The organism is Aquimarina sp. EL_43 (assembly GCF_943422735.1).
Classification (GTDB): Bacteria; Bacteroidota; Bacteroidia; order Flavobacteriales; family Flavobacteriaceae; genus Aquimarina; species Aquimarina megaterium.
Map to the genome: position 1 here is coordinate 1,424,866 of NZ_CALSBR010000001.1, position 24,192 is coordinate 1,449,057.

Sequence of the window (24,192 nt, forward strand, 5' to 3'; positions counted from 1 at the left end):
AATTTTGAACAACCGGCTCAAATAAAAAACATGAAGACAAATGAAGCAGTACACATACCCAAAAGTAATGGACACTATGCTATGTGGGTAGAACATAAAGGGACTCTTTATTTAAGCGGACAATTACCGATACATCCAATTACCAAAGAAGTTCCTGTAGGTATTGAAGCACAAACAAAATTGCTCCTACAGAATATAGAACTCACGCTAAAAGAAGCTGGAAGCAGTAAAAATCATATCATTAGAAATGAGATTTTTATTAATGATGTTGCCCATTGGGTAACAGTAGACAAAGTATATGCTGATTTTTTTGGAGATCACAAACCCGCTCGAGCAGTGGTTGGCAATACCGAATTACATCTCGGTTGCCTCATTGAAATCGTAACAACAGCAGCAATAATCGAATAATTAATACTAAAAAAATGAATTCATCTATATTAAAAAAATACGCAGATCTATTGGTACATTACTCCCTTGATATACAACCAGGAGATAAATTATTTATTCAAACTACAACACTTGCAGAACCATTAGTGCGAGAAGTTTTTAGAACTGCTATCAAAGCCGGAGCACATGTAGAATACCAATTGGAATTTAGTGAAGCTCATAAAATTAAAATTGATAATTCTGAAGAAAAGCAATTAAATCAACCTCCTGTATTGTATGCGCATGCGATGGAGCATTTTGATGCTTATCTTAAAATTATGGCTCCCCATAATCTTATCGAAAATCAAAATATAGATGCTCAAAAACAACGAAAGCATAAAGAGACTTTAAAACCAATAACAGAACATTATTATAAAAGAACCGCCAATGGCAGCTTAAAACGAACTTTGTGCTTATATCCAACACAAGCGGGTGCACAAATGGCAGGCATGTCACTAGAAGAATATTCACATTTTGTCTTTAATGCTTGCCATCTATTTGATGAAGACCCTAAAACATCCTGGCTGCACATACGAAAAGAACAACAAAATATTGTTGATTATTTAAACAAGGTAGATAAGATACAGTATATCACCAAAGGAACCAACATACAGTTTAGTGTTAAAGGACGAAAATGGATAAACTCTGATGGACGAACAAATATGCCCAGCGGAGAAGTATTTACCGGACCAATTGAGGATAGCGTGAACGGAACAGTATATTTTAGTTTACCTTCTGTCTTTGAAGGTCATATTGTAAAAGGAATTACACTAACGGTTAATGATGGTAAAATTATAGATTGGAAAGCAGAAGAAGGACAAGAATTATTAGACGACATATTTAAAGTTCCGGGAGCTAATTATTTTGGAGAAGTCGCTATCGGGACCAATTACAATATACAGCAAGCTACAAAAAACATCTTATTTGATGAAAAAATAGGAGGCACTATACATATGGCGGTAGGACAATCGTATTTTCAAACCGGTGCCAAAAACAAATCTATTATTCATTGGGATATGATTACAGATATGACACAAGGAGGCAAGATATTGGCAGATGGAAAATTAATCTATGAAAATGGAAAATTTCTTATATAATGCACAAACGATTGGCAAAATTAATCTTAAGTAATTTTTATTAATATTATATTCAATAAATTCTCTGGGATGAGCCGATTATAATCAAATCTAAACATCATGTAAAAAGGGATATTTAACTTATATTGTTTCGGGTGAATGTTTCAAAAACAGGAAATTAAACATTTTTTTTTGAGGAAAACCCATAATCAGGCACTTCAATTAATATATACTATAGCACTTTTTTATTCACGTTTTAGAAGAAATAAAACTATACCAACTTAATATCCTCTTTAAATAACATATGAATATATTCGGCATGCACTTCTGCATGGTGTTGATTTTCTAGGCAATGAAATAGTAGATGAATCAATCCATAATCACCCAAACTATCCCTATACTCATATCTGGCCTTATTTTTTACCCATAAAATAAAACAACATAAATGACCTATCTCCCCCAACTTTTGAGGATCTTTTAAGCATTCTCTAAATTCGTCTAATGTCATATGAGCATATTCATCATACTTTTTTTTGCAAAAGTCATAATCAAAAGTATGCTTATACGATTGTAATTTTCGGTTTTGTATTTCGTAGTTAATACCACTCATAACATAAGAGTAATTTACATCAGGTTAAGTATTCATATCCTCATAAATATACGATTTGAAGTTATCTCTGTTTTTACAAAACGCATGCCAGGACTTTAAAAAATTAACCCAAAAAGCTTAAGTAAATCTTAAAATTTTAATTAATAGTTTATATTTTTATTTTTTGGAATAATTCCAATACAAAAATACAAAATTTGGAATGATTCCAATAAAGATATTTCGTTTTTGTGCCTTAATTTTTCAACTTATTACTAGAAAAAGCAAAAACACAAAGGAGACAAACCAAGGTATAACTTATTGTTTTACAGGTTTTTAAAACCAAACACTCATAGATTTTGTTAATAAAACCTGATAAGTTTATTTTAAAAAATCAAACATGTCTATTAAATTTACTCTTGAATTTGATACGATATGGTATGTTTTTTGGGGAAAGAACTACTATAACGAAAAATTGGGAAAATAAATCAAATCTAGAATTATGCAGTATAAAGTAATTGATGCAAAAAGCCAGTATTTTGGCAAAGTATTGGATTTCGAATCCTGCTCCACTTTAAGCGATCTGGGAGGAGTACTCTTAAAGATCGAAAGAAACAGGGTTTCACTTTTTAAATTTAACGAAGTAGAACTGGTATAATTGCCATTCTACTTCTTTATATTTTCCTTACTTATTTTTACTACATCCTTAAGATGTTTATAAGTTAAGCTATCTTAGTTCTGTAATTCGTTTTACATATTTACCAATTACATCAAACTCGAGGTTAACAACACTTCCTTCTTTAAAAGTGTTAAAGTTTGTATGCTCATAAGTATATGGAATAATAGCAACACTAAATTCGTTCTTTTTAGAATTAACTACAGTCAAACTAACTCCATTAACCGTTACCGATCCTTTTTCTATAGTGATATTATTTAGTGAAGGATCATAATCAAAAGTAAAATACCAACTTCCATCAGCCTCTGTGATTGCTGTGCAAATTGCAGTTTGATCTACATGTCCTTGTACAATATGCCCATCTAACCTATCACCTAATTTCATTCCTCTTTCCAGGTTTACTATGTCATCAACCACAAGGGTATTAAGATTAGTCTTATCCAGCGTTTCTTTGATCGCCGTAACTGTATACATATCTTCATTAATAGATACCACCGTCAAACAAACCCCGTTATGCGCTATACTTTGATCGATTTTCAATTCTGAAGTAAAATTCGCGCGTATAGTAATATCCAGATTTTCTTTATTAGTTTGTAAAGAAGTAACAATTCCTAATTCTTCGATGATTCCTGTAAACATAAATGCGAATTATTTAATTAAATTTGTGACCTTGAAGTTTGAAGTCTGATTTTAGATTTCAAAAATACTGATAAAGTAGTTTATATAATGAAGAAAGAAGAAAAAATAAGATTAGGGATTTCTATTGGTGATCTTAACGGAATAGGAAGTGAAGTTATCCTTAAAACTTTTGAAGATTCGCGAATGTTAGATTTTTGTACTCCGGTAATTTTTGCTTCGGTAAAAATTCTTTCTTTCTTAAAAAAACAATATAAAAGCAACATAAACCTTCATGGTATAGATAAGACATCTCAGATTCTGGATGGTAAAATAAATGTTCTTAATGTTTGGAAAGAAGCCGTTAGTCTTAATTTTGGAAAAGAAGATGAAAAAGTAGGAAGCTATGCGATCAAATCACTTAAATCTGCAACCGAAGCTTTAAAAAACAATCAAATTGATGTACTGGTTACCGCACCTATTAATAAACATAGTATTCAATCTAACGAATTTAAATTCCCAGGACATACCGATTATCTGGATCAGGAGTTAGAAGGAAATAGTCTTATGTTTATGATCACCGATGATTTAAAAGTTGGATTACTTACCGATCATGTTGCTGTTAAGGATATAGCCGATACCATTACACCAGAATTGATTGAACAAAAAATAGATACTATTCATCATGCGCTTAAACAAGATTTTGGTATCTCAAAACCAAAAATTGCAGTACTAGGAATTAATCCACATAGTGGAGACAACGGTGTAATTGGTAAAGAAGATGAAGATGTATTAAAGCCAACAATCCAAAAAATTAATGAATCTGGTAAATTAGTATACGGTCCCTACGCAGCAGATAGTTTTTTTGGTTCTAATAATTATAAAGCCTTTGATGCAATTGTAGCTTCATATCATGATCAGGGATTAATTCCTTTTAAAACACTCTCTTTTGGCAAAGGAGTAAATTATACGGCAGGCCTACATAAAGTTCGTACTTCTCCAGATCATGGTACTGCTTTTGAAATTGCAGGAAAAAACCTAGCCGATAATAGTTCATTTAAAGAAGCTGTTTTTGCGGCATTAAAAATTTTTAAAAATAGAAATGAATATAATGAATTAACTCAAAACCCTCTAAAAAAACAACCTCGTAAACCGCAAAATAAGTTATGAGAGGTTAGGAATTAGGTGTAAAAACGATCCTCAAACCTATTACCTTGATCCTTAAACCTAATTAATCACTAACAATCTGATATAATTTTGTTTACAAAAATACTTTCATAACGAATTTTTATTATCTTTGCACCCGCCTTTATCAAATTGATAGGCACTTGAAACTGATGATGAAATGATACAACTTAAAGAGTATACTATTCCTTTCGTTGGACTGAAGCAAGGATTACACCAGTTTGAGTATCAAATTGACAATACGTTCTTTGAACATTTTGAGTATGATGAGTTTAATTCATCTGCAGTAAAAGTTGATATGGAGTTTAATAAAAAAACAACTTTATTAGAACTTCAATTTAAAGCAACCGGAACTGTAAATGTAAATTGTGATCTCACCAATGAACCTTTTGACTTACCTATTAAAAATGAATTCTTTTTGGTAGTAAAGTTTGGAGATGAATATAATGATGAAAATGAAGAGCTTCTTATTCTTCCTCATGGAGAATATGAAGTTAATGTTCAGCAATATATTTATGAGCTTATTGTTTTGGCTATGCCATCTAAAAGAGTTCATCCAGGTGTTGAGAACGGAACATTACAATCAGACATACTTGAAAAACTAGAAGAATTAAGTCCGAAAGAAAAAACAATAGTGAACAACAATGAGGAAACAGATCCTCGCTGGGATAAATTAAAAAACTTATTAAACGATAAACAATAGCTAAGCAATGGCACATCCTAAGAGAAAAATATCGAAAACAAGAAGAGATAAAAGAAGAACGCATTATAAAGCTTCTGTACCACAAATAGCTACTGATCCAACTACTGGAGAGGCGCATTTATATCACAGAGCACACTGGCATGAAGGTAAATTATACTATCGTGGTCAGATTGTTATCGACAATACTGAAGAAGAAGTAGCGTAAGGATACTGTTAAAATTTTAATGAGAGCTCTCACAAATGTGAGAGTTTTTTTGTTTTTAGTTGAATATGTGTCAAAATCCCGTTATTTTGCGCCATATTTGTGTATAATTTAGTAATTTCGACAACTTTTTGAACGCATTTTTATGCTATAGTTTGTGAAACTAAAACTAAGATATGAGTAAAATCACAGCCGCTATCACCGCTGTAGGTGCATACGTGCCAGACTATGTGTTAACTAATGATATATTAGCAACAATGGTCGAAACTAACGACGAATGGATAACCAGTCGTACAGGTATCAAAGAACGCAGGATACTAAAAGATAAAGATAAGGGAACATCTTTCTTAGGTATAAAAGCGGCAGAAGATCTAATCGCTAAAAAAAATCTCGACCCTAAAGAGATTGATATGGTGATTTTTGCAACTGCAACTCCAGATCTTCCAGTTGCTGCAACCGCAGCATACACAGCTTCGAAGATAGGGGCCGTTAATGCTTTTTCCTACGATTTACAGGCAGCTTGTTCCAGTTTTTTATATGGAATGTCTACTGCTGCCAGTTATATAGAATCAGGAAGATATAAAAAAGTGTTAGTAATAGGAGCAGATAAAATGTCCTCTATTATTGATTATACCGATCGTACCACTTGCATCATTTTTGGTGATGGTGGTGGTGCAGCTCTTTTTGAACCCAATTATGAAGGTTTAGGACTTCAAGACGAATACCTACGTACCGATGGTATCGGAAGAGAGTTCTTAAAAATTGAAGCCGGAGGATCTATTCTACCTCCATCAGAACAAACTGTAGCCAAAAGGCAGCACTTTGTTCAACAAGACGGAAAAACTGTATTTAAATATGCAGTTTCTAATATGGCAGATGCCAGTTCTAAGATTATGGAACGTAATAGTTTAACAGGACAGGATGTAAACTGGCTTATTGCACATCAAGCCAATAAACGTATCATCGACGCTACAGCCAAAAGAATGGAGCTAGATGAAAGTAAAGTTCTTATGAATATCCAACGATATGGTAATACAACCTCAGCCACCTTACCATTATTGTTACACGATTACGAGAAACAACTCAAAAAAGGAGACAACATAGTATTTGCCTCATTCGGTGGAGGCTTTACTTGGGGATCCATTTATCTTAAATGGGCCTATAATTCCTAAACAACTAAAACACACAATACCCACATTATGGATTTAAAAGAAATTCAGAATTTAATTAAATTCGTAGCCAAATCAGGAGCTAGCGAAGTAAAGTTAGAAATGGATGACATTAAAATCACCATTAAAACAGCATCAGAAGATGGTAAAGAAACCACAATTGTACAACAACTACCAGCAACTCCTCAAGTGGTAGCTCCCGTACAACCAACACCTCCTGCAATTACACCTGCAGCAGTTGTAGAAGAAAAAAGTGCTTCTGACGATAATTCAAAATACATAACCATCAAATCACCTATAATAGGTACTTTATACAGAAAACCATCACCAGACAAACCTACATTTGTAGAAGTTGGTGATTCTATAAAAGAAGGAGATGTACTTTGTATTATTGAAGCGATGAAACTCTTTAATGAGATCGAAAGTGAAGTCTCTGGTAAAATTGTAAAAGTATTAGTTGATGACTCTTCTCCAGTAGAATTTGATCAGCCACTATTCTTAGTAGACCCATCATAATTAAACTCATAATTTCAAACCTTTAAATTTCAAATCAAATATCAAGAATTGAAATTTATTGTTTTGAATATTGTAATTTCTAAGAAGTTATGTTTAAAAAAATTCTAATTGCAAATAGAGGTGAGATTGCATTGCGTGTAATCAGAACCTGCAAAGAAATGGGGATAAAATCTGTTGCGGTATACTCTACAGCAGATGCAGAAAGTTTACATGTACGTTTCGCAGATGAAGCCGTTTGTATCGGACCTGCACCCAGTAATGAATCTTACCTTAAAATGTCTAATATTATTGCTGCTGCAGAAATCACAAATGCAGATGCAATACATCCAGGCTATGGTTTCCTTTCAGAAAACGCTAAGTTCTCTAAAATTTGTGAAGAGCACGAAATAAAATTTATTGGTGCCAGTGCCGAAATGATTGATAAGATGGGTGATAAAGCTTCTGCAAAAGCAACTATGAAAGCAGCAGGAGTGCCTACAATCCCTGGTAGTGAAGGTATTTTGGATTCTTTTGAAGAAACCGAAAAGCTTGCCGATGAAATGGGATACCCTGTAATGCTAAAAGCTACGGCTGGTGGTGGTGGAAAAGGTATGCGCGCTGTATGGGCAAAAGAAGACTTGAGAAAATCATGGGATAGTGCCCGCCAGGAAGCAGCAGCCTCATTTGGTAATGACGGTATGTATATGGAGAAACTCATCGAAGAACCACGCCATATAGAAATTCAGATTGTAGGAGATAGCAACGGAAGAGCTTGTCATTTATCTGAAAGAGATTGCTCGGTACAACGTAGACACCAAAAGCTTACAGAAGAAACTCCTTCGCCATTCATGACAGATGAGTTGCGTAAAAAAATGGGAGAAGCTGCAGTAAAAGCTTCAGAATATATCAAATATGAAGGTGCAGGAACAGTAGAGTTTTTGGTTGACAAACACCGTAATTTCTACTTTATGGAAATGAATACTCGTATCCAGGTAGAACACCCTATCACAGAGCAAGTAGTTGACTATGATTTGATTAGAGAACAAATTCTTGTTGCTGCGGGAGTACCAATTTCAGGTAAAAATTATTTCCCACAATTACATTCTATAGAATGTAGAATCAATGCCGAAGATCCATATAAAGATTTTCGACCTTCACCTGGTAAAATTACCAATTTGCATATACCAGGAGGTCATGGTGTACGAATAGATACTCATGTATATAGTGGATACATTATTCCGCCTAATTACGACTCCATGATTGCCAAATTAATAACCACTGCACAAACACGTGAAGAGGCGATTAATAAAATGAAGAGAGCATTAGATGAATTCGTAGTAGAAGGTATAAAAACTACCGTTCCCTTTCATAGACAACTTATGGATGATCCAGATTATATCTCTGGAAATTATACCACTAAGTTTATGGAAGATTTTGAAATGGAAGACCCAACTGAATAACAACCAATTAAGCCTCAGCAATGAGGCTTTTTTTATGCTTTTTACTTCCCTATCAAAATTGCATCTTCGAATAGGCTATATTCTTAATCCTCTTTTAAGAAAGCTGTTTTAAAAATGTATTTTCTGCTATAGTAACTATACAAGAAATCATAAAATCTCTTTAGGAACAACTATATTTGTTTTCTAACATATAATACCTGTTGTACTTTGAATTTTAGTTATTGGGAGCATAAAACTTGGTTATCTAATATCGATTTTACTGTTATCGGAAGTGGAATTGTAGGACTTACTTGTGCATTAAGATTACAAAACAATTTTCCGAAAGCTAAAATTCTTATTCTGGAGCGTGGTATATTACCAAACGGAGCTAGTACCAAGAATGCAGGTTTTGCTTGTTTTGGAAGTCTTTCAGAAATTCTAGACGACTTAAATTCGCATAGCGAAGAAGAAGTATTACAACTTGTCAAAAAAAGACACAATGGACTTCAGTTATTAAGAAAACACTTAGGAGACCAGACCATCGGCTATTTTCAAAATGGCGGTTATGAACTTTTTACCAAAAATGACCAAGCTCTATATGAAGACTGTTTTTCAAAAAGAGAGCAAATAAATACGTTATTAAAACCAATTTTTGAAGATGATGTTTTTAGTACAAGTTCTAATATTTTCAATTTTGAGAATATCCAGCCTCAATACATCGTTAATCAATTTGAAGGTCAAATCGATACCGGAAAAATGATGGAAGCATTACTAAAAAAGGTTCGAAATTCTGGTATTAAGATTCTAAATAATTGTACAGTCGAAGCTATTGATGATGACCATACTTCTGTAAAAATAAAAACCAATCGGTTTACGTTTTCTACACACAAAGTATTGATCGCTACAAATGGTTTTGCTTCTCAATTAGGAATTCGGGAAGTAAAACCCGCCCGTGCTCAGGTTTTGATTACCCAACCCATAGATAATTTACATATTAAAGGAACGTTTCATCTAGATAAAGGATATTATTATTTTAGAAATATTGATAACAGAATCCTATTTGGCGGAGGCCGAAATTTAGATTTTAAAGCTGAAGAAACTACAGATTTGGCTCAAACTGAATTGGTACAACAAAAATTAGAAGAAATTTTACGGGATGTCATTTTACCCGATATTAATTTTGAAATCAATCATCGCTGGAGCGGAATTATGGGAGTAGGAAATCAAAAACAATCTATCGTTAAACAATTATCTCAAAACGTATTTTGTGGTGTACGACAAGGCGGAATGGGCGTTGCTATAGGAAGTCTGGTAGGTACAGAATTAGCTGATCTTTTATAAGTCATTCCTGGTGTTATGAAATGAGTTTTAACAATTAATGTTGACACCAAACAAAATCTTCAATGGTGAATTCTATCTGACAACTAAAAAAACAATAAAAAAGAACAGATGAAAAAATACCTTCATTTTATACTTAAAAGCAGTATCACATTTATCATACTAAGTGTGTTGTGGGTATGTATGTATATATGGGTTAATGTTCCTGTCACCCCGTTAATGGGAATTCGAAAGTTACAATCCAAAAATGAGTATACAATTCGACATCAATGGGTACCGTTATCCAAGATTTCTAACGCTTTACAACTTGCTGTAATTTGTAGCGAAGACCAACGATTTATCGATCATCATGGTTTTGATAAAGAAGCTATCGAAAAAGCAATGGCAGCCTATAAATCTGGGAAACGATTGCGAGGTGCAAGTACGATTTCTCAACAAACCGCCAAAAATGTTTTTTTATGGCCACATCGCAGCTGGGTACGAAAAGGGTTCGAAACTTATTTTACATTTTTGATAGAGACTTTCTGGAGTAAAGAACGTATTCTAGAAATTTACCTAAATAGTATAGAAATGGGAGATGGGATCTACGGGGCCGAAGCTGCTGCCCAGTTTTGGTTTAATACCTCTGCCGCTGCTCTTAATACAGACCAGGCCGCAGCTATCGCAGCAATACTTCCTAATCCCATACGCTTTTTGGCAAATCCGCCTTCGGCATACACCAAAAAAAGAAAAAAATGGATTATGATACAAATGCGTAATTACGGTACTTTAGTATTTGATAAGAAATAGAGAAATATGAATCCACAGAAAACCAAAGAAGAAATACTAAATCAATGCCAAAATTATGTAGATCAAAGACTACAAAGAATTCAAAATACTATTGCTGGTATTCAAGAATCTTTAACTTCTGAAACCAAAAGTACTGCTGGAGATAAACACGAAACTGGGCGAGCTATGTTACAATTAGAGCGTGAAAAAGCAGGAAAACAATTAGCCGAAGTACAGAAACTGCAGGAAATCTTGGCAAAGATTAATATTTCTCCTTCAGAACATATTCACCTTGGTAGTCTGGTGATTACCTCACAAGGTCATTACTTTATTAGTATCTCTGTCGGTAAACTCTCTATAGGAAATAAATCCTATTTTGCCATAGCTGCTAATTCTCCTATTGGTAAATTACTATTAGGAAAAACCATCGGTGATCGTTTTAGCTTTAATGAAAATGAAATTGTAATCAAACAAGTTTCTTAACTAATACCTTTTGAACATGATGGTATTTTGTATGACTATTTAGTTTTTTAAAAATTCTTGAAAACTGTAATATTTAATTGCTTCTTGTTTTAATGGGTTTCGACTCCAATCTTCCCATTTATTTATATATGGATCATAACCACATTTTAAAGGTTTGGAATATAGATCTTCTGGATTATCTACATATGCTCTGCAATCAGTACAAACCCTACGATACTCACAATCTTTACAAGTGTCTATCAAATCCTTATGTATATTCCAGCTTTTTTGAAAATTTAATGATTTTGCAATCGTTTCTATATCATGCGTTTTAATATTTCCAAAAACATTTGACATAGAAGGGCAATTTTTGATATTTCCATTACTATCAATACTTAATTTTTTATTCAAACATGAATTAAATTTAAGGGATTCTGTAAAAACAGGTATTTTAATTGAAAATAATTTAGGATCAATAATCCCACAATGATCTTGATGATCTATAACACGAGAAATCATCTGGATTTTAGGATTATCAGTCTTTATTGTGGCGTTTTTTTCTTTGACAGAATGTACTATAAAAAGAACGATCCTAGGGTATTTAATTGACAATCTCTCGATCTCTTTAGTATCTAATTCACTAGTGAAGGGTAAAAAAACAGTTATGCTTCTAATCACAGATTTAGCACAATGCCCTGCAAAAAATGCCAGTTTATCCAAATCTATTGTCTTATAAAATCGGATTTCTACAAATTTGCATAATAAATTGGTTAGAGCAGTAGTTATTTTTTGTAAATCATCATTATTCAACTGCTCCATTTCTATAATAGCATTATTGATATGTTCTGGTGATTTCCATTGTAGATTCAAATCAGGAAATCTATCTGGTTCATCTGTCCAAAAACCAAGCTCATTTTTTTCAAGATATTCTAAATATTCCTGTACAGTCTCCCGATCTTCCTGCGAGAATTTTTTAATATCTTCTGGGGTATCACTATTCTTAGTTTTTTCAAGAAATTCTGCCAAGGGGAGTGGAATAGAATACACTTTACCTCGATGAAGATCACAAATCGTTGCCGAAGAAGCCCCTTTAACAATGATGCAATTAGCAAATAACTTAAAACTTTTTTTGTTCATCAAATGTTAATAGTTTTGAAATAGGTTTTAAAGGCAACGTGCATTCTACTGTTTCAGAATGATATGCTGAGATATGATCAAAATACGAAACTTTTACTTCTTCAGGGTTTTTAGAAACCTGCAACTCTTTTATCTTGTGATTTCTAAAGAAAAAAGGAAGGTTGTCCATCTTATCTTTAAAAAAAATCTCTTTTTTATCTGTCATGTTGTATTAATGTGTTTGCGATTACGTCTTCCAGATAGTAATTACAAGGTTTTGATGTAAAGCCAAATTGTCCTGTAGGGTTTACCTCTAAGAACACGTATTTCTTATCAGGTGTTTTTATTAAATCGATTGAACCAGTATTTAGCTTCAACTCGGTCATAAATTTTATTATTTTTTCCTCTATCTCCTTTGGTAATAAATAAGGAACTCTTCTGTTTGGTCTTTCGTCATTATAATTTCTAAAATCAGTTTTGGTTTGCAAGTCTAATTGAGAAAACATAGCCATAGTATAAAACTTACCTTCTAAATAAAAAACTCTAAGCTCGATATCTTTTTCTACATATCCTTGAAAAAAAGATGGAAAAAAAATGGATGGTAATTCTTGTAACTGTTCAGGATTTACTTTTTCTGTTAGAAAATCAATTACACAATCTTTTTCTTGAAAAGAGATACCCTCATATAGTGGTTTTGCTATTATTTCTTTATGTTTTTCAACAAAAGACAGTAATTCTTTCTTTGAGTTTGTAAGTAAAGAATCGGGAATCTCTAATCCTATTTTTTTTGCCAAACGAAGATTCGCAAACTTATCTACTTTTATAGCCTCAGGACTAGGAAGTTGATACGAATTTTTAAAATTATAAAAAATCTGTGTATTGATTTTTCCTATTTCTTGACTAAGACACCATCGTAATTCAATAAGACTAATATTAGTGCAATTAATATCTTCAAATATTGAAGAAAACTGAGTTTTATGTTTTAAAAAACTTCGAAACCATACACTTTTATATGTATTTGTTTTATTTGAAGAATTAATCTGGGAATTACCCAACTGCATAGACCAATCATTACCTGAATCATAAAAGTTTTCTCCTGAAAAAAATTCAAATTGGGCATTATTATAAAGCAACCAATCAATTACTTCTTCATAGCTTTCGTTTTCTTCTTTGTAATTTTTACAAATTAATATCATATATAGTTGTAGTACTATAAAATTTCGGATTGTAAAACTCCCTCCTTTTATTTAAGTTGTAACTTTTCTAGCAACTGTTCTACATTTTCTTCATAGCTAATTGCATGTGGGTGACTTTCCCCATATTTCATAATATGCATCTTATTAAGTAAAAAAGAAAAACGTTCACTATTTATAAAGCCATCATTATAAGCCTTATATAGGTAGGGAAACAATTCTAATTGTTTATCAAAAGATTGGTGTAAACAAATAAGTCGAATTGCTGAAATTGAATTATCATGCTTAGGTTTAAATATTGGGTATCTATGAATTTCCAGATACTTTTTTATTTTTTTAAAATTGATAGCATCTGTATATATACATCTTTCTACAAATTCCTGATATTGTTGAGATTGTGTATTATAATTATTCCTCTTCAAAATCTCATGCTCTCTATCAGAATTTCTTACATCTTGATCTTTATCGTGTAAATCAATAAGAAACTGTTCTTTCTTTTCTTGAGTATCTAATGATAGAATTAAAGAATCTAAATCTTCTATTTCGGGTTTATTAACCTTTAACCTCGGCTCTTTATTACAGGATAGCGTTGTTATAATTACAAGTACGATAAATATATTAATCTTTGATAACATAAAAACAAGGGTCATTTTTTTGAATATTTATTTCTCATAATAGTATAAAGACTAAGAACTAAATATCTCAAAAAATTCAGCTCTTAGTACTTTATTATTTATTAACAACAATTATCATCTTCCCAATCACCATATTCGCGACGATTAAACAACCAGTCTCCCGCTGAACTTTTCCAATGACTTGTTTCTCTACCACACCCAGCTTTAACAGTTAAAGCACTGTTATCTTCAATAACATGTACATCTAAATCTTTAAGTTTTTTCATTTATGAAAATTTTAATTAGTATTACCTACTCTATCAAGGCTTTTCGGTTTCCGCCATAAAATATAAGTCAATAGTATTGCATCGCTTTAAAAAAGCTTAACTAAAAAAATTATGTTTATGTAAGAAAATTCAATAGAATAGGGTAGGAATAATTCTATCGTCTTAAAATCAATACTAATATATAAAAAAAAAATTATCACCTCATAATAACTTTTAAGATAATTTAATTCTTTTTGCAATGGGTATATAAAAAGAATATACATATCTGTTGTGCATTTCGAGTTAAAACAGTTTTCAAAATGTCTTATTCGAGTGATTTTTTGATAAAAAAATTGTACTTCGACTTCGCTCTGTAGGGCTATCGAGAACCTTTTAAAAGTTAAAATTCTTATTCTCGATACAAATTTTACTCATTTCAATCGTAAAATTTACTCGAATTGACAGAATTTTATCTAAATACACAACGGGTATACATTTAAATTTTCAACCGCATATAGCATACAAAAATGATTTTAAGTAAATTGCCAGTTCATAAATCATCTTTTTACCATGAAGAAATTTTTTGTGCTTACCCTAATAGGGGTATTGCTCTTTTCGTGTAAACCATACGAGAATACCAAAATCAGAAAAAACCAAATTACTTACGAAGATTTTAGATCTGATCAAAGATTATATCCTACAGATGATGGTTTACTAAAATATATAGATAAAGGAAAAGGGCCAGCAATTGTATTATTACATGGTGTACCTACCTCGGGATGGTTATATCGTAAAATGATCGATCCTTTGGTTGCAAATGGATTTAGAGTGATTGTACCCGATATGTTGGGGTATGGTTCTAGTGATTCTCCCGAAGGTTTTGAAATCTACAATGCAGAAAATCATGCCAAACGCTTGTTAGAGCTTATGCAAGCATTAGGGATCGATACCTGGTCTCATGTAATGCATGATGCTGGTGGACTATGGACCTGGGAGCTTATGAAACAAGCGCCCGATAAAATTGAAAAACTTATTGTATTAAATACCATTATTTATGACGATGGATTTTACCCTCCTGTACGTATGAAACCAGGAGGTCTTGCCAAGACAGCAATGTGGGGCTATAGAAATGGTGTTACAACCAATACTTTGCTTAAAAGCCTATTTAACCAAGGATTGAAAGAAAACGTCTTAAATTCTCTTGATGTAGAAGGATACAAAACTCCTTTATTAGAAGGTAAAACACATGCTATGTATTATTTCTATAGCCAGACCTGTAATGAATTACCAGACTACTCAGAGGTTTTCGAAAATGTAAATATGCCTGTTACGGTTATATGGGGCATACATGATACAATGTTACAATGGCCTCCGCAACAAGTGCGTGCAGCTAATGCACTAAAGGTTAAAAATGAAGACATTCATTTTATAGATGAGAAACATTTTTTACAAGAAACAAAAGCAAAAGAAATCACATATAAAATTGTTGAGTTTTTGTATAAAAAAGAGTAAAACCATTTCTCACATGAAATAGATTTTCTAATACATAAATCCAAGTAATTACTTTAAGGTTCAATTAAGAGATAGATTCCTTACCCAGTCTTTTAATTCTACTCTAAAAATAGTACCCTTGATTAGTTCCTGAATTTGATGAACCTCTTCTCTACTTACTGCTAAATCAATCTTATCAGAAGGTGTTCTCAATAATAATGATCTACACTGTTGCGAATTTTTGCATTGTCTACAGCATTGAGATTCTATAGTGGTAGTACAAGAATTTGAAAAATCCTTTAATTCATTTAACGTAAGTAAAAATCCAATATCTCTAAATACCAACTGAACTCTAGGCATTGAAATATGCTTTTCTTGTTTCCAAAAGAAAGAAATACCTAATTCGTTACTGTATATTTTATCTATAGCGTTCATCCTGAATACATATTTGAATCAAAAATAATAACTATTTATAATAAATCTAAATAAAAATAAGTTAATTTATATCTTTCAATTTTAATTGAAGCGATACTTCTCCATTCCATTCGTTTTCATCGATAGTATACGCAGCTTTAAAATATTGCCCTTCGGTTATCAAATTGTATTTAGAACCAAGATTAAAGCCAATAGCACCTATAGCAACTCCATTTTTTTGCGCTCTACATTTTAAATGTTTCTCATCGGCTCCTACGCATTTTCCGTATCCGGTATCATTTAATCCTTCTGTCATAAAAACCGGAGCCATATTTCCTGGGCCATATGGAGCGAATTGTTTTAAAATACGATAGAATTTAGGGGTGATTTGATCTAATTCTAGAGAGGCATCAATAGATATTTCGGGGATAAGCATTTTTTTATCGATAGTAGCAGATACTACTTCTTCAAACTTTTGCTTAAACGGCAGGTATTGCTCTTCTTCTAATGTTAACCCTGCAGCATATTTATGGCCTCCAAACTGTTCTATATACTCTGAACAGGCTTCTAATGCATTATACACATCAAACCCTTTTACAGATCGTGCAGAAGCTGCTAATTTCGAGCCACTTTTTGTAAAAACCAAAGTCGGGCGATAATACGTTTCTGTTAATCGTGATGCGACAATACCTATTACTCCTTTATGCCAATTTTCTTCATACACCACTGTGGTATATCTATCCTCTTCTTTATTCTGAAGTATCTGTCCCAATGCTTCCTGGGTTATGTTTTTATCTGCCTCTTTTCTATTGCTGTTATAAAGTTCTATTTCTGCCGCATATTGCAGTGCAATATCAAGATTTTCTTCTGTTAACAAATTAACCGCATGTAATCCATGTTTCATTCTTCCGGCTGCATTAATCCTTGGTGCAATGATAAATACCAGATCTGTTATCGTTAAAGTTTCCTTTTTTACTTCAGACAACATTGCTCTAAACCCAATTCTGGGATTTGCATTAATAACCTGTAAGCCAAAATATGCCAATACACGATTCTCACCTGTTATTGGTACAATATCTGCACCAATTGCCGTAGCCACCAGGTCTAAATATGGCAATAAATCCTCTATAGTTTGATTTTGATGAACGGCCAATCCCTGGATCAATTTAAATCCTACTCCACAACCGCATAATTCTTTATATGGGTACTCACAATCTTTACGTTTTGGATCCAAAACCGCAACTGCATCAGGAATCTTATCTCCCGGTCTATGGTGATCACAAATAATAAAATCGATTCCTTTTTCTTTGGCATATGCAATTTTCTCTATAGCTTTAATTCCACAATCTAAAGCAACAATAAGAGAAATATCATTGTCATGAGCATAATCAATTCCCATATACGATATCCCATATCCTTCATTATATCGATCAGGAATATAGGTAGCAATTTGATGAGATAACGTTTTTAAATAAGAGGAGAGTAACGCCACAGATGTGGTACCATCTACATCATAATCCCCGTATACCATTATGTTTTCGCCATCAGTAATTGCTTTTAGGATTCTGGCAGTTGCCTTATCCATATCTTTCATCAAAAAAGGATCATGTATATCATCTAAAGACGGTCTAAAAAACTTTTTGGCCTGATCAAAAGTTGTTATCCCTCTTTGCACTAATAACGAAGCAATTATTGTATCTACATTAAGAGTTTTTGCCAAATTTTCTGTTGCTGAAATATCAGGCTTTGGTTGTAGTGTCCATCTCATTCGTGTGGTAAATTCCTATATTAAAAAATCCAAAGTACAAAAAACATCCTGACCTCTCTTGATTTGACATTAGTTTTGTATTTTGCTTTGCTAAAAATTATACGTTTAAACTAAAAAAATACATACTATGGCATTAGTCACTCCATTATCGGCTGATCATGATCCGGAAACCAGAGAATTAGCAGAATTCTTTAATGAAACTTTAGGATTTTGTCCTAATTCTGTACTTACCATGCAAAGAAGGCCTGCTATTTCTAAAGCATTTATTAATCTTAATAAAGCCGTAATGGCAAATGAAGGTCGAGTAACCTCTGCATTAAAACGTATGATTGCCTGGGTAAGTAGTAATGCTACAGGGTGTAGATATTGCCAGGCACATGCTATTCGTGCAGCCGAAAGATATGGTGCAGAACAAGAGCAATTAGATAATATATGGGAGTATAAAACACATCCCGCTTTTAGTGATGCAGAACGTGCAGCACTTGATTTTTCTCTTGCTGCATCGGTAGTCCCAAATGCTGTAGACGATACTATCAAAGAAGAATTGTATAAATACTGGAATGAAGGAGAAATTGTAGAAATGTTAGGAGTAATTTCTTTATTTGGGTATCTAAATCGCTGGAATGATTCTATGGGTACAATGGTAGAGGAAGGAGCTATTGAATCTGGTGAAAAATACCTAGGAAAACACGGTTGGGAGAAAGGAAAGCATATTTAATATTTTCTAGAGCTAGAGATTATAATAGAATATTTCGTACTATAAAACCTGTCAGGATTTTAAAACCCTGACAGGTTTATTTTTACTTTCCAAAATGATCTAAACAGAAATGATTTTCTCTTTAACTGCTTTAATAACTAAACCGGCCGTATTTTTCACACCTAATTTACCCATTAAATTTTTGCGATGCCCTTCAATTGTTCTTACGCTTAGAAAAAGTTGTTCTGCAATTTCTGCAGTTGTAAACTCTTGAGTAATCCCTTCTAACACTTCTAGTTCTCTAGAAGTAAGATGATAATCTTTTCGTATCGCAGGAGGTTTTGAGGTTTTATGTTTCAACCCTTTTAATAACGCTTCTGATACAAAGGAATTAAAATAAAATCCATTTTCGTATGTAGATCGTATTGCTATTTCTAACTCATGCTGGGTAGTATCTTTTAATAGATATCCATTCGCTCCCGCTTCCATCAAATAAGAGATCATTCTTTCTTCTGTATGCATTGTTAGAATAATAATTTTTAGATCGGGATACAATTCTTGTAATTTTAGAGTTGTATCTACACCGTTCATATCTCCCATCTCTAAATCCAAAAGGATTACATCCGGAACCACATTATTCAACTGTGCTAATAGGTCTTTACCACTCACCGCTTCTAATACCAAAGAAATATTGGTCATTCTTTTTAACAGTGATTTTATACCTTCACGAAATAAGTTATGATCATCAATCAGTCCTAGTTTTATAGTCTCCATGATTAATTGTGATTAAAATTGTTAATGCTTCTTTTTATCTAGGGGTTTTTTTACTGTTTTTATGGTCAAACTCGTATTACAATTTTCACTTTCATACCAGAGCTCTTTTTAAAAAAATGTATCTTTCCAGAAAGTACCGACAATCTACTTTCTATGTTTTTGAGTCCTAGCCCTTTTTTATGCAAAAGGTTTTTTTGTTTCAAACCCTTCCCATCATCTTCATAGAGTATAATTAACGAATTTCCTTCATTTTTTAACTCAACATATATTGCAGAAGCTTCTGCATGTTTAAGTGTATTCGTAATTAATTCCTGAATAATTCTATACAGGTTAAGTTCTTTTGATTTGGCAATCGTTTTTATAGTATTATTCTTAAAATGCACTTTAATCTTTCCCGAGTCATTTATGGTTTGCACCAAACTTTGTGTTGCCTCTACCAGCCCTAACTTTTCCAGAACCACTGGTCTTAGGTCTTGAGAAATGCTACGTACACTTTGTATCATATCATCAAAAAAAGAGCTCATTTTTTCGGCAATCCCTTTAAGCTCTTCCGGAGGCAATTCTGGTGTAATTTGCCCAAAATACAATTTGGTTGTAGTTAGCATGGCTCCCACATCATCATGCAATTCTTTGGCAATCCTACTCCGTTCTTCTTCCTGACTAATAATCGAGGTTTTTAGTAATTCTTTCTGATAATCAGACTCTATTTTTTGATGTTTCTCTTGTTGTGCCAACAACCTGCGCTGATAAAGAATAAAAAATATAATTACCGATAACGATAGTAAAAAAATCACCACCATACCAATGATTATAACCTTTAACGCAACAGCTTCTTCGGGTTCACCCATAAAATAAATAGTATAAAAAACAGTAAAGAGTTACATCAAATACAATAGTTATACTTCTTGCTTTTTATTAGTAACATGCCATATTCTATAGCTCTTTACTTTTTAATTAATTATCTTTTCCAGACTAGTCTATTATCAGTGGGGGTATAAGATTTTGAATGCTCATAAATAAACGGCCCTATTTTAGTCTAATTCTAATAAAAACCAAACATCATGACTTCTGGGTCTACTTTTTTCCAATTAAGTATTGGTTTTTTGTTCTCTATTATCTGGAGGTGCTTCTTCTTGTCTAGCAATAAATGAATTCGATGAGGTTAAAAATAATAAACGAATTGTTTTCATGTTTTTAGGTTTTAAAAGTTTACATAAATATAGCTCAAAAAAACAGTAAAACCAGCACTTAAGACCAAAATCATTCGATCAAAAAATCATTATTTTCATTAATCTCTTTTTGGGGTTTTACCCATATAGCCACCGTATAAAAAATAGTTAATACAATATTTATCACAGCATGTAGTCCCCAAAGAATATGACTAGCTTCAGTAACTCCTTTAAATAAGGTATTATTCATAAAAAACAAGATTAAACTACTGGAAAAATAAATCAAGAACCCTGAATTGATCCAAAACATAGGATTCGTTTCCAGGGTACTATATTTTACTTCTTTAAGTAATGCATAAAAATAACTTAGAGACAAAAAGATAATTATCGCTCCCATAAGTGTTGTTGCATTAGAATTAAAAGTTAATAAATCTTGAAAGAATACAATATTTACAATAGCAAATACAACAAAACCAATACTTAAACTAGTAAAGAAATATTTTGAAAATGTTTGTGATAACGCTCTCCTATAAATATTAACAATCAATAAAAAATGAATTACCGTAAAAAAATGATATACTGGTAAATTATTTATTTTTTTGTACCAAAGTATATTCGATATAGATTCTACTATTAATACTATTATTAATAAGTACAGTAATTTTTTCTGTACAATATTTAGTGATTTAAATTTATATCCCGATAATATTAAAGGGACAATCACTATAAAAGATGAAATATTACCCAAAATATCAAAAAGCTCTTCACTCATTAGTCTCTAATTAAGTAAATCATTCTCCTGTACAGGTAGGTGGACAAGGTTTAGAATATTCAATAAACACTTCATTATCTCCATATTCGATAATCCCGGCTCGTTGCATCATGTTTTCTACTGGTTCTTTGGGTGTGATCCCAATAACAGGAGTAAACGATATCATATCCTTATACTGAAATTTGTTCATATCTAATCCAGGATAAAATTTTATTTTTTCGATACCATTTGGCAGATAAGGATTGATCAAATCTGCTGTTACCGTATAAAAAAGTACTCTCTCCATTGGCTTTTTCTTTTCCTTTACGGTAAACAAGTCATCAACCAGGCTCATATCTACCTCTTCCCAATTATCATGAATCATTTGCTTAAAGGTAAGGGGGACAATTTCTGATCCCAGTTCGGTTTCTTTAATTTGTGGTTTTTTGATTTTAGGTTTTTGAAAAGCTTCCAGGCCAAAGTATTGTATATTTCCTTCTATATCAACAATCTTAAAAATTGGAAAAAATGTAAACTTTTCTTTATATCCACGTTTCAAGGCCATGTACATAGTAAAAGTCTTAATCTCTTGTATATCATTAAAACGTTTAACATCGTCTTTGCTCATACTAAAATAATATACGCGTTCATATTGCCCTATAGCAGGATCTAGTTTATGAAAATGATGTGTTAATTGTAGTACATCTGCATTTCTCCACAGCGTGGTAGATTCTTTAAAAATTTCTTCTGTAATTAGGGTGTTTTCTTGTGTGATTACGTTTTCCATGTGATACTATATTTATAAGTTAATAATTAGTATTAAAGTTAATCAAAAAAAACCTGCACGCTTTGTTGCAAAAGGAATTTACAGGTAATTACCATATAAAAACACGTATTTACCACGTATTTCAATTTCTCGATTTTTTTCGATTTTTTATATGTCTTTTTTAAGAAAACATCAAGACACTACTAACTTGTAAAACGTAAGTGATTTACACAAAAAACAATGTTTGCCACAACATCATTTTCTTAGATAATATCGATAACTTTTATACAGCAGGTAAATGGAAATTAGTAGAATACATATGGCCCACATCCAATAAGTGCCAGGCAGGTAAGCCGCAATCATTTGTGTGTCAGAATACTGAATTTTCCCGTCTCGTTCGAATTGTTTTGTAAACAGGTACCCTATTTGTAGATATGAACTTAATACACATTGAGTTCCTAAAAACAAGAGTGTAAAAGCTTCGAGTTTTCTTACTCTAAGAATTGCAATAAAAAAGAGAAGTGCAGCAAAAACGCTTAGGATAATTAATGCCAGCAGTTCATGAATCCACAAGCATAATGATAGTACCATTATTATAATTAGTGACCATAGTGCAATTTTAGAGCTTATTTTATTTCTGGCCGAAGCTATAAGTATAGCTCCCGAAATTGCCGGACCCAACAAACCTCCCGCTGCAGTAATACTTCTGGCGATACTAAAAGGCAAGTAACTGGTCGAAACATTAGAGTACGCTACACCTCCTCCGTTTTCGTATATTTCGAGGTAGATAAACTTACCTCCCACCAATATTGCTGTTAAGCCATGGCCCATTTCATGAAACCAGGTACCTAATAGTAATAACGGGTATTGTATAAATCCAAAATAAGGTAGTTGCCATAATAAAAAAACAAGCAGACTAATTCCTAGTATAGAGAGCAAGGGGTAGTTTTTCATGCAATCAAAGTTTTACACTTAAAATACATAACGATTTTTATGGCTAAAAATTGAAGTGCTCTATTTCTTACCTTTTACAATAATTACAATTTCGCCTTTTGGAGGCTTATTTTCAAAATGCTTTATGACTTCTGCTGTGCTTCCTCGTATAGTTTCTTCGTGAAGTTTACTTAGTTCTCGTGATACCGAAACTTGTCGATCTACACCAAAATAGGTTGCAAAATCTCTCAAAGTTTTAATCAGTTTATGTGGAGATTCATAAAACACCATCGTTCTAGATTCTTCGGATAAAAATTTTAACCTGGTTTGTCTTCCTTTTTTTACGGGTAGAAATCCTTCAAAGATGAACTTATCATTAGGTAAGCCACTATTAACCAAAGCAGGTACAAAAGCTGTTGCTCCAGGAAGGCATTCTACCGCTATTCCTTGCTCTACACATGCTCTGGTGAGTAAAAATCCAGGATCACTTATTGCGGGAGTACCTGCATCACTTATTAAGGCAATAGTTTCTCCAGCATTTAATTTCTGAATAATACGATCCACCATTTTATGCTCATTATGCATATGATGACTTTGCATAGGGGTTGTTATTTCAAAATGTTTCAACAATTTTCCGCTGGTTCGGGTATCTTCGGCTAATATCAAATCTGCCCCCTCAAGAACTTTTATAGCTCTAAAAGTCATATCATCAAGATTCCCAATTGGCGTAGGTACGAGGTATAATTTTGACATTAAGGTCTTATTTTTTTACCAATAGCGTAGGAAACGACAAGGATTAAAATTGCATATACAGATAACCCTATGGGGTGCTCTGCATGATAATGTGCTAAAGTAGCCAATACCAAATCAAAGAAGAAACCTGCATATGCCCACTCTTTGAGCCATTTTATTTTATTTGTTAGAATAGCTGTTATCCCTAACACTTTAGCCACTGCCAGGGGAATTACTATATATGTAGGGTAATTAAAACTTTCGAAAAAACCTTTTACCATTTCAGTTTTAAAAAAATACATCTGGGCAGAATACAGCATTATAGCGCATAAAGCAATCGTGGCAATCCAATATATAATTTTCATAAT

At 32.6% G+C, this 24,192-nt stretch carries 30 protein-coding genes; 14 read left to right on the top strand and 16 right to left on the bottom strand.

The features are described 5' to 3' along the window. The first annotated feature begins 30 nt into the window (after positions 1 to 30). Together NNL09_RS06595 and NNL09_RS06600 are read left to right on the top strand one after the other, a co-directional pair. Positions 31 to 408 (top strand): RidA family protein, encoded by a 378-nt coding sequence (locus NNL09_RS06595; protein ID WP_196911853.1) that lies wholly within the window; start codon positions 31 to 33, stop codon positions 406 to 408. A gap of 14 nt (positions 409 to 422) precedes the next feature. Then, positions 423 to 1,523, top strand: a complete 1,101-nt coding sequence (locus NNL09_RS06600) for an aminopeptidase (protein WP_196911854.1) — start codon at positions 423 to 425, stop codon at positions 1,521 to 1,523. Between the two features lie 250 nt (positions 1,524 to 1,773). On the opposite strand, the gene NNL09_RS06605 is transcribed toward NNL09_RS06600, so the two are convergent. Continuing rightward, complete coding sequence (locus tag NNL09_RS06605; RefSeq protein WP_025664595.1) at positions 1,774 to 2,112, bottom strand: hypothetical protein; 339 nt, start codon at positions 2,110 to 2,112, stop codon at positions 1,774 to 1,776. Between the two features lie 478 nt (positions 2,113 to 2,590). Here NNL09_RS06605 and NNL09_RS06610 point away from each other — a divergent pair, with 478 nt between their 5' ends. Continuing rightward, positions 2,591 to 2,746, top strand: coding sequence for a hypothetical protein (locus NNL09_RS06610; protein ID WP_159099330.1), 156 nt, complete (start codon positions 2,591 to 2,593; stop codon positions 2,744 to 2,746). A gap of 69 nt (positions 2,747 to 2,815) precedes the next feature. Here NNL09_RS06610 and NNL09_RS06615 read toward each other — a convergent pair whose 3' ends face one another. Further along, positions 2,816 to 3,403 carry a riboflavin synthase gene (locus NNL09_RS06615; protein WP_196911855.1) on the bottom strand — a complete coding sequence of 196 codons (588 nt, stop codon included), beginning with the start codon at positions 3,401 to 3,403 and terminating at the stop codon, positions 2,816 to 2,818. Positions 3,404 to 3,490: 87 nt separating this feature from the next. Between NNL09_RS06615 and pdxA the strand changes: the two genes are divergently transcribed. From pdxA to NNL09_RS06660, 9 genes are all read left to right on the top strand, one after another. Next, positions 3,491 to 4,549 (top strand): 4-hydroxythreonine-4-phosphate dehydrogenase PdxA, encoded by a 1,059-nt coding sequence (pdxA, locus tag NNL09_RS06620; RefSeq protein ID WP_025664597.1) that lies wholly within the window; start codon positions 3,491 to 3,493, stop codon positions 4,547 to 4,549. Positions 4,550 to 4,724: 175 nt separating this feature from the next. Beyond that, on the top strand, positions 4,725 to 5,267 hold the full coding sequence (locus NNL09_RS06625) for a DUF177 domain-containing protein (protein WP_025664598.1): 543 nt from the start codon (positions 4,725 to 4,727) through the stop codon (positions 5,265 to 5,267). 7 nt (positions 5,268 to 5,274) lie between these two features. Then, positions 5,275 to 5,472 (top strand): 50S ribosomal protein L32, encoded by a 198-nt coding sequence (gene rpmF, locus NNL09_RS06630; RefSeq protein WP_024768393.1) that lies wholly within the window; start codon positions 5,275 to 5,277, stop codon positions 5,470 to 5,472. 173 nt (positions 5,473 to 5,645) lie between these two features. Continuing rightward, positions 5,646 to 6,641, top strand: coding sequence for a beta-ketoacyl-ACP synthase III (locus NNL09_RS06635; protein ID WP_025664599.1), 996 nt, complete (start codon positions 5,646 to 5,648; stop codon positions 6,639 to 6,641). Between the two features lie 27 nt (positions 6,642 to 6,668). Continuing rightward, positions 6,669 to 7,154: an acetyl-CoA carboxylase biotin carboxyl carrier protein gene (gene accB, locus NNL09_RS06640; RefSeq protein WP_025664600.1), complete on the top strand. Its 486-nt coding sequence runs from the start codon at positions 6,669 to 6,671 to the stop codon at positions 7,152 to 7,154. 89 nt (positions 7,155 to 7,243) lie between these two features. Then, on the top strand, positions 7,244 to 8,593 hold the full coding sequence (gene accC / locus NNL09_RS06645) for an acetyl-CoA carboxylase biotin carboxylase subunit (RefSeq protein WP_025664601.1): 1,350 nt from the start codon (positions 7,244 to 7,246) through the stop codon (positions 8,591 to 8,593). Between the two features lie 207 nt (positions 8,594 to 8,800). Next, positions 8,801 to 9,913 carry an FAD-binding oxidoreductase gene (locus NNL09_RS06650; protein WP_196911856.1) on the top strand — a complete coding sequence of 371 codons (1,113 nt, stop codon included), beginning with the start codon at positions 8,801 to 8,803 and terminating at the stop codon, positions 9,911 to 9,913. Between the two features lie 108 nt (positions 9,914 to 10,021). Beyond that, complete coding sequence (gene mtgA / locus NNL09_RS06655; RefSeq protein ID WP_025664604.1) at positions 10,022 to 10,699, top strand: monofunctional biosynthetic peptidoglycan transglycosylase; 678 nt, start codon at positions 10,022 to 10,024, stop codon at positions 10,697 to 10,699. Positions 10,700 to 10,705: 6 nt separating this feature from the next. Then, entirely contained in the window at positions 10,706 to 11,161 is a 456-nt protein-coding gene (locus NNL09_RS06660; protein WP_025664605.1) for a 3-oxoacyl-ACP synthase, read from the top strand. 39 nt (positions 11,162 to 11,200) lie between these two features. On the opposite strand, the gene gwsS is transcribed toward NNL09_RS06660, so the two are convergent. The 5 genes from gwsS to NNL09_RS06685 all read right to left on the bottom strand — a co-directional run bounded on the left by gwsS (position 11,201) and on the right by NNL09_RS06685 (position 14,350). Then, positions 11,201 to 12,277, bottom strand: a complete 1,077-nt coding sequence (gwsS, locus tag NNL09_RS06665) for a grasp-with-spasm system SPASM domain peptide maturase (protein ID WP_196911857.1) — start codon at positions 12,275 to 12,277, stop codon at positions 11,201 to 11,203. Beyond that, a complete protein-coding gene (locus NNL09_RS06670) occupies positions 12,258 to 12,482 on the bottom strand; it encodes a hypothetical protein (protein ID WP_196911858.1) in 225 nt (74 codons plus the stop codon). Before NNL09_RS06670 ends, gwsS begins: the two co-directional genes overlap by 20 nt. Continuing rightward, positions 12,472 to 13,452: a grasp-with-spasm system ATP-grasp peptide maturase gene (gene gwsG / locus NNL09_RS06675; RefSeq protein WP_196911859.1), complete on the bottom strand. Its 981-nt coding sequence runs from the start codon at positions 13,450 to 13,452 to the stop codon at positions 12,472 to 12,474. Before gwsG ends, NNL09_RS06670 begins: the two co-directional genes overlap by 11 nt. Positions 13,453 to 13,499: 47 nt before the next feature. Continuing rightward, positions 13,500 to 14,084, bottom strand: a complete 585-nt coding sequence (locus tag NNL09_RS06680; RefSeq protein ID WP_196911860.1) for a hypothetical protein — start codon at positions 14,082 to 14,084, stop codon at positions 13,500 to 13,502. Between the two features lie 101 nt (positions 14,085 to 14,185). Then, positions 14,186 to 14,350 (bottom strand): hypothetical protein, encoded by a 165-nt coding sequence (locus tag NNL09_RS06685; protein ID WP_196911861.1) that lies wholly within the window; start codon positions 14,348 to 14,350, stop codon positions 14,186 to 14,188. Positions 14,351 to 14,899: 549 nt separating this feature from the next. Between NNL09_RS06685 and NNL09_RS06690 the strand changes: the two genes are divergently transcribed. After that, positions 14,900 to 15,841, top strand: a complete 942-nt coding sequence (locus NNL09_RS06690) for an alpha/beta fold hydrolase (RefSeq protein WP_196911862.1) — start codon at positions 14,900 to 14,902, stop codon at positions 15,839 to 15,841. Between the two features lie 60 nt (positions 15,842 to 15,901). Here the strand turns inward: NNL09_RS06690 and NNL09_RS06695 are convergent, their stop codons facing one another. Next, on the bottom strand, positions 15,902 to 16,255 hold the full coding sequence (locus NNL09_RS06695; RefSeq protein WP_034240053.1) for a hypothetical protein: 354 nt from the start codon (positions 16,253 to 16,255) through the stop codon (positions 15,902 to 15,904). 61 nt (positions 16,256 to 16,316) lie between these two features. Next, entirely contained in the window at positions 16,317 to 18,002 is a 1,686-nt protein-coding gene (gene recJ / locus NNL09_RS06700) for a single-stranded-DNA-specific exonuclease RecJ (protein ID WP_196911863.1), read from the bottom strand. A gap of 127 nt (positions 18,003 to 18,129) precedes the next feature. Here recJ and NNL09_RS06705 point away from each other — a divergent pair, with 127 nt between their 5' ends. Beyond that, entirely contained in the window at positions 18,130 to 18,720 is a 591-nt protein-coding gene (locus tag NNL09_RS06705) for a carboxymuconolactone decarboxylase family protein (protein WP_025664609.1), read from the top strand. Between the two features lie 99 nt (positions 18,721 to 18,819). Here NNL09_RS06705 and NNL09_RS06710 read toward each other — a convergent pair whose 3' ends face one another. The 7 genes from NNL09_RS06710 to NNL09_RS06740 form a co-directional block, all read right to left on the bottom strand. Further along, positions 18,820 to 19,473 (bottom strand): response regulator transcription factor, encoded by a 654-nt coding sequence (locus tag NNL09_RS06710; RefSeq protein WP_025664610.1) that lies wholly within the window; start codon positions 19,471 to 19,473, stop codon positions 18,820 to 18,822. Positions 19,474 to 19,538: 65 nt separating this feature from the next. Then, positions 19,539 to 20,321, bottom strand: a complete 783-nt coding sequence (locus tag NNL09_RS06715; RefSeq protein WP_196911864.1) for a sensor histidine kinase — start codon at positions 20,319 to 20,321, stop codon at positions 19,539 to 19,541. 412 nt (positions 20,322 to 20,733) lie between these two features. Then, positions 20,734 to 21,414, bottom strand: a complete 681-nt coding sequence (locus NNL09_RS06720; protein WP_025664612.1) for a hypothetical protein — start codon at positions 21,412 to 21,414, stop codon at positions 20,734 to 20,736. 19 nt (positions 21,415 to 21,433) lie between these two features. Further along, the gene (locus NNL09_RS06725) at positions 21,434 to 22,180 is read right to left on the bottom strand and encodes a hypothetical protein (RefSeq protein ID WP_025664613.1); all 747 of its coding nucleotides are present in this window, start codon (positions 22,178 to 22,180) and stop codon (positions 21,434 to 21,436) included. Between the two features lie 234 nt (positions 22,181 to 22,414). Further along, on the bottom strand, positions 22,415 to 23,113 hold the full coding sequence (locus NNL09_RS06730; protein ID WP_196911865.1) for a M50 family metallopeptidase: 699 nt from the start codon (positions 23,111 to 23,113) through the stop codon (positions 22,415 to 22,417). A gap of 60 nt (positions 23,114 to 23,173) precedes the next feature. Further along, the gene (rsmI, locus tag NNL09_RS06735) at positions 23,174 to 23,845 is read right to left on the bottom strand and encodes a 16S rRNA (cytidine(1402)-2'-O)-methyltransferase (protein WP_025664615.1); all 672 of its coding nucleotides are present in this window, start codon (positions 23,843 to 23,845) and stop codon (positions 23,174 to 23,176) included. Beyond that, entirely contained in the window at positions 23,845 to 24,189 is a 345-nt protein-coding gene (locus NNL09_RS06740; RefSeq protein ID WP_231389280.1) for a DoxX family protein, read from the bottom strand. The genes rsmI and NNL09_RS06740 overlap by 1 nt, the downstream gene beginning before the upstream one ends. Positions 24,190 to 24,192 lie beyond the last annotated feature (3 nt).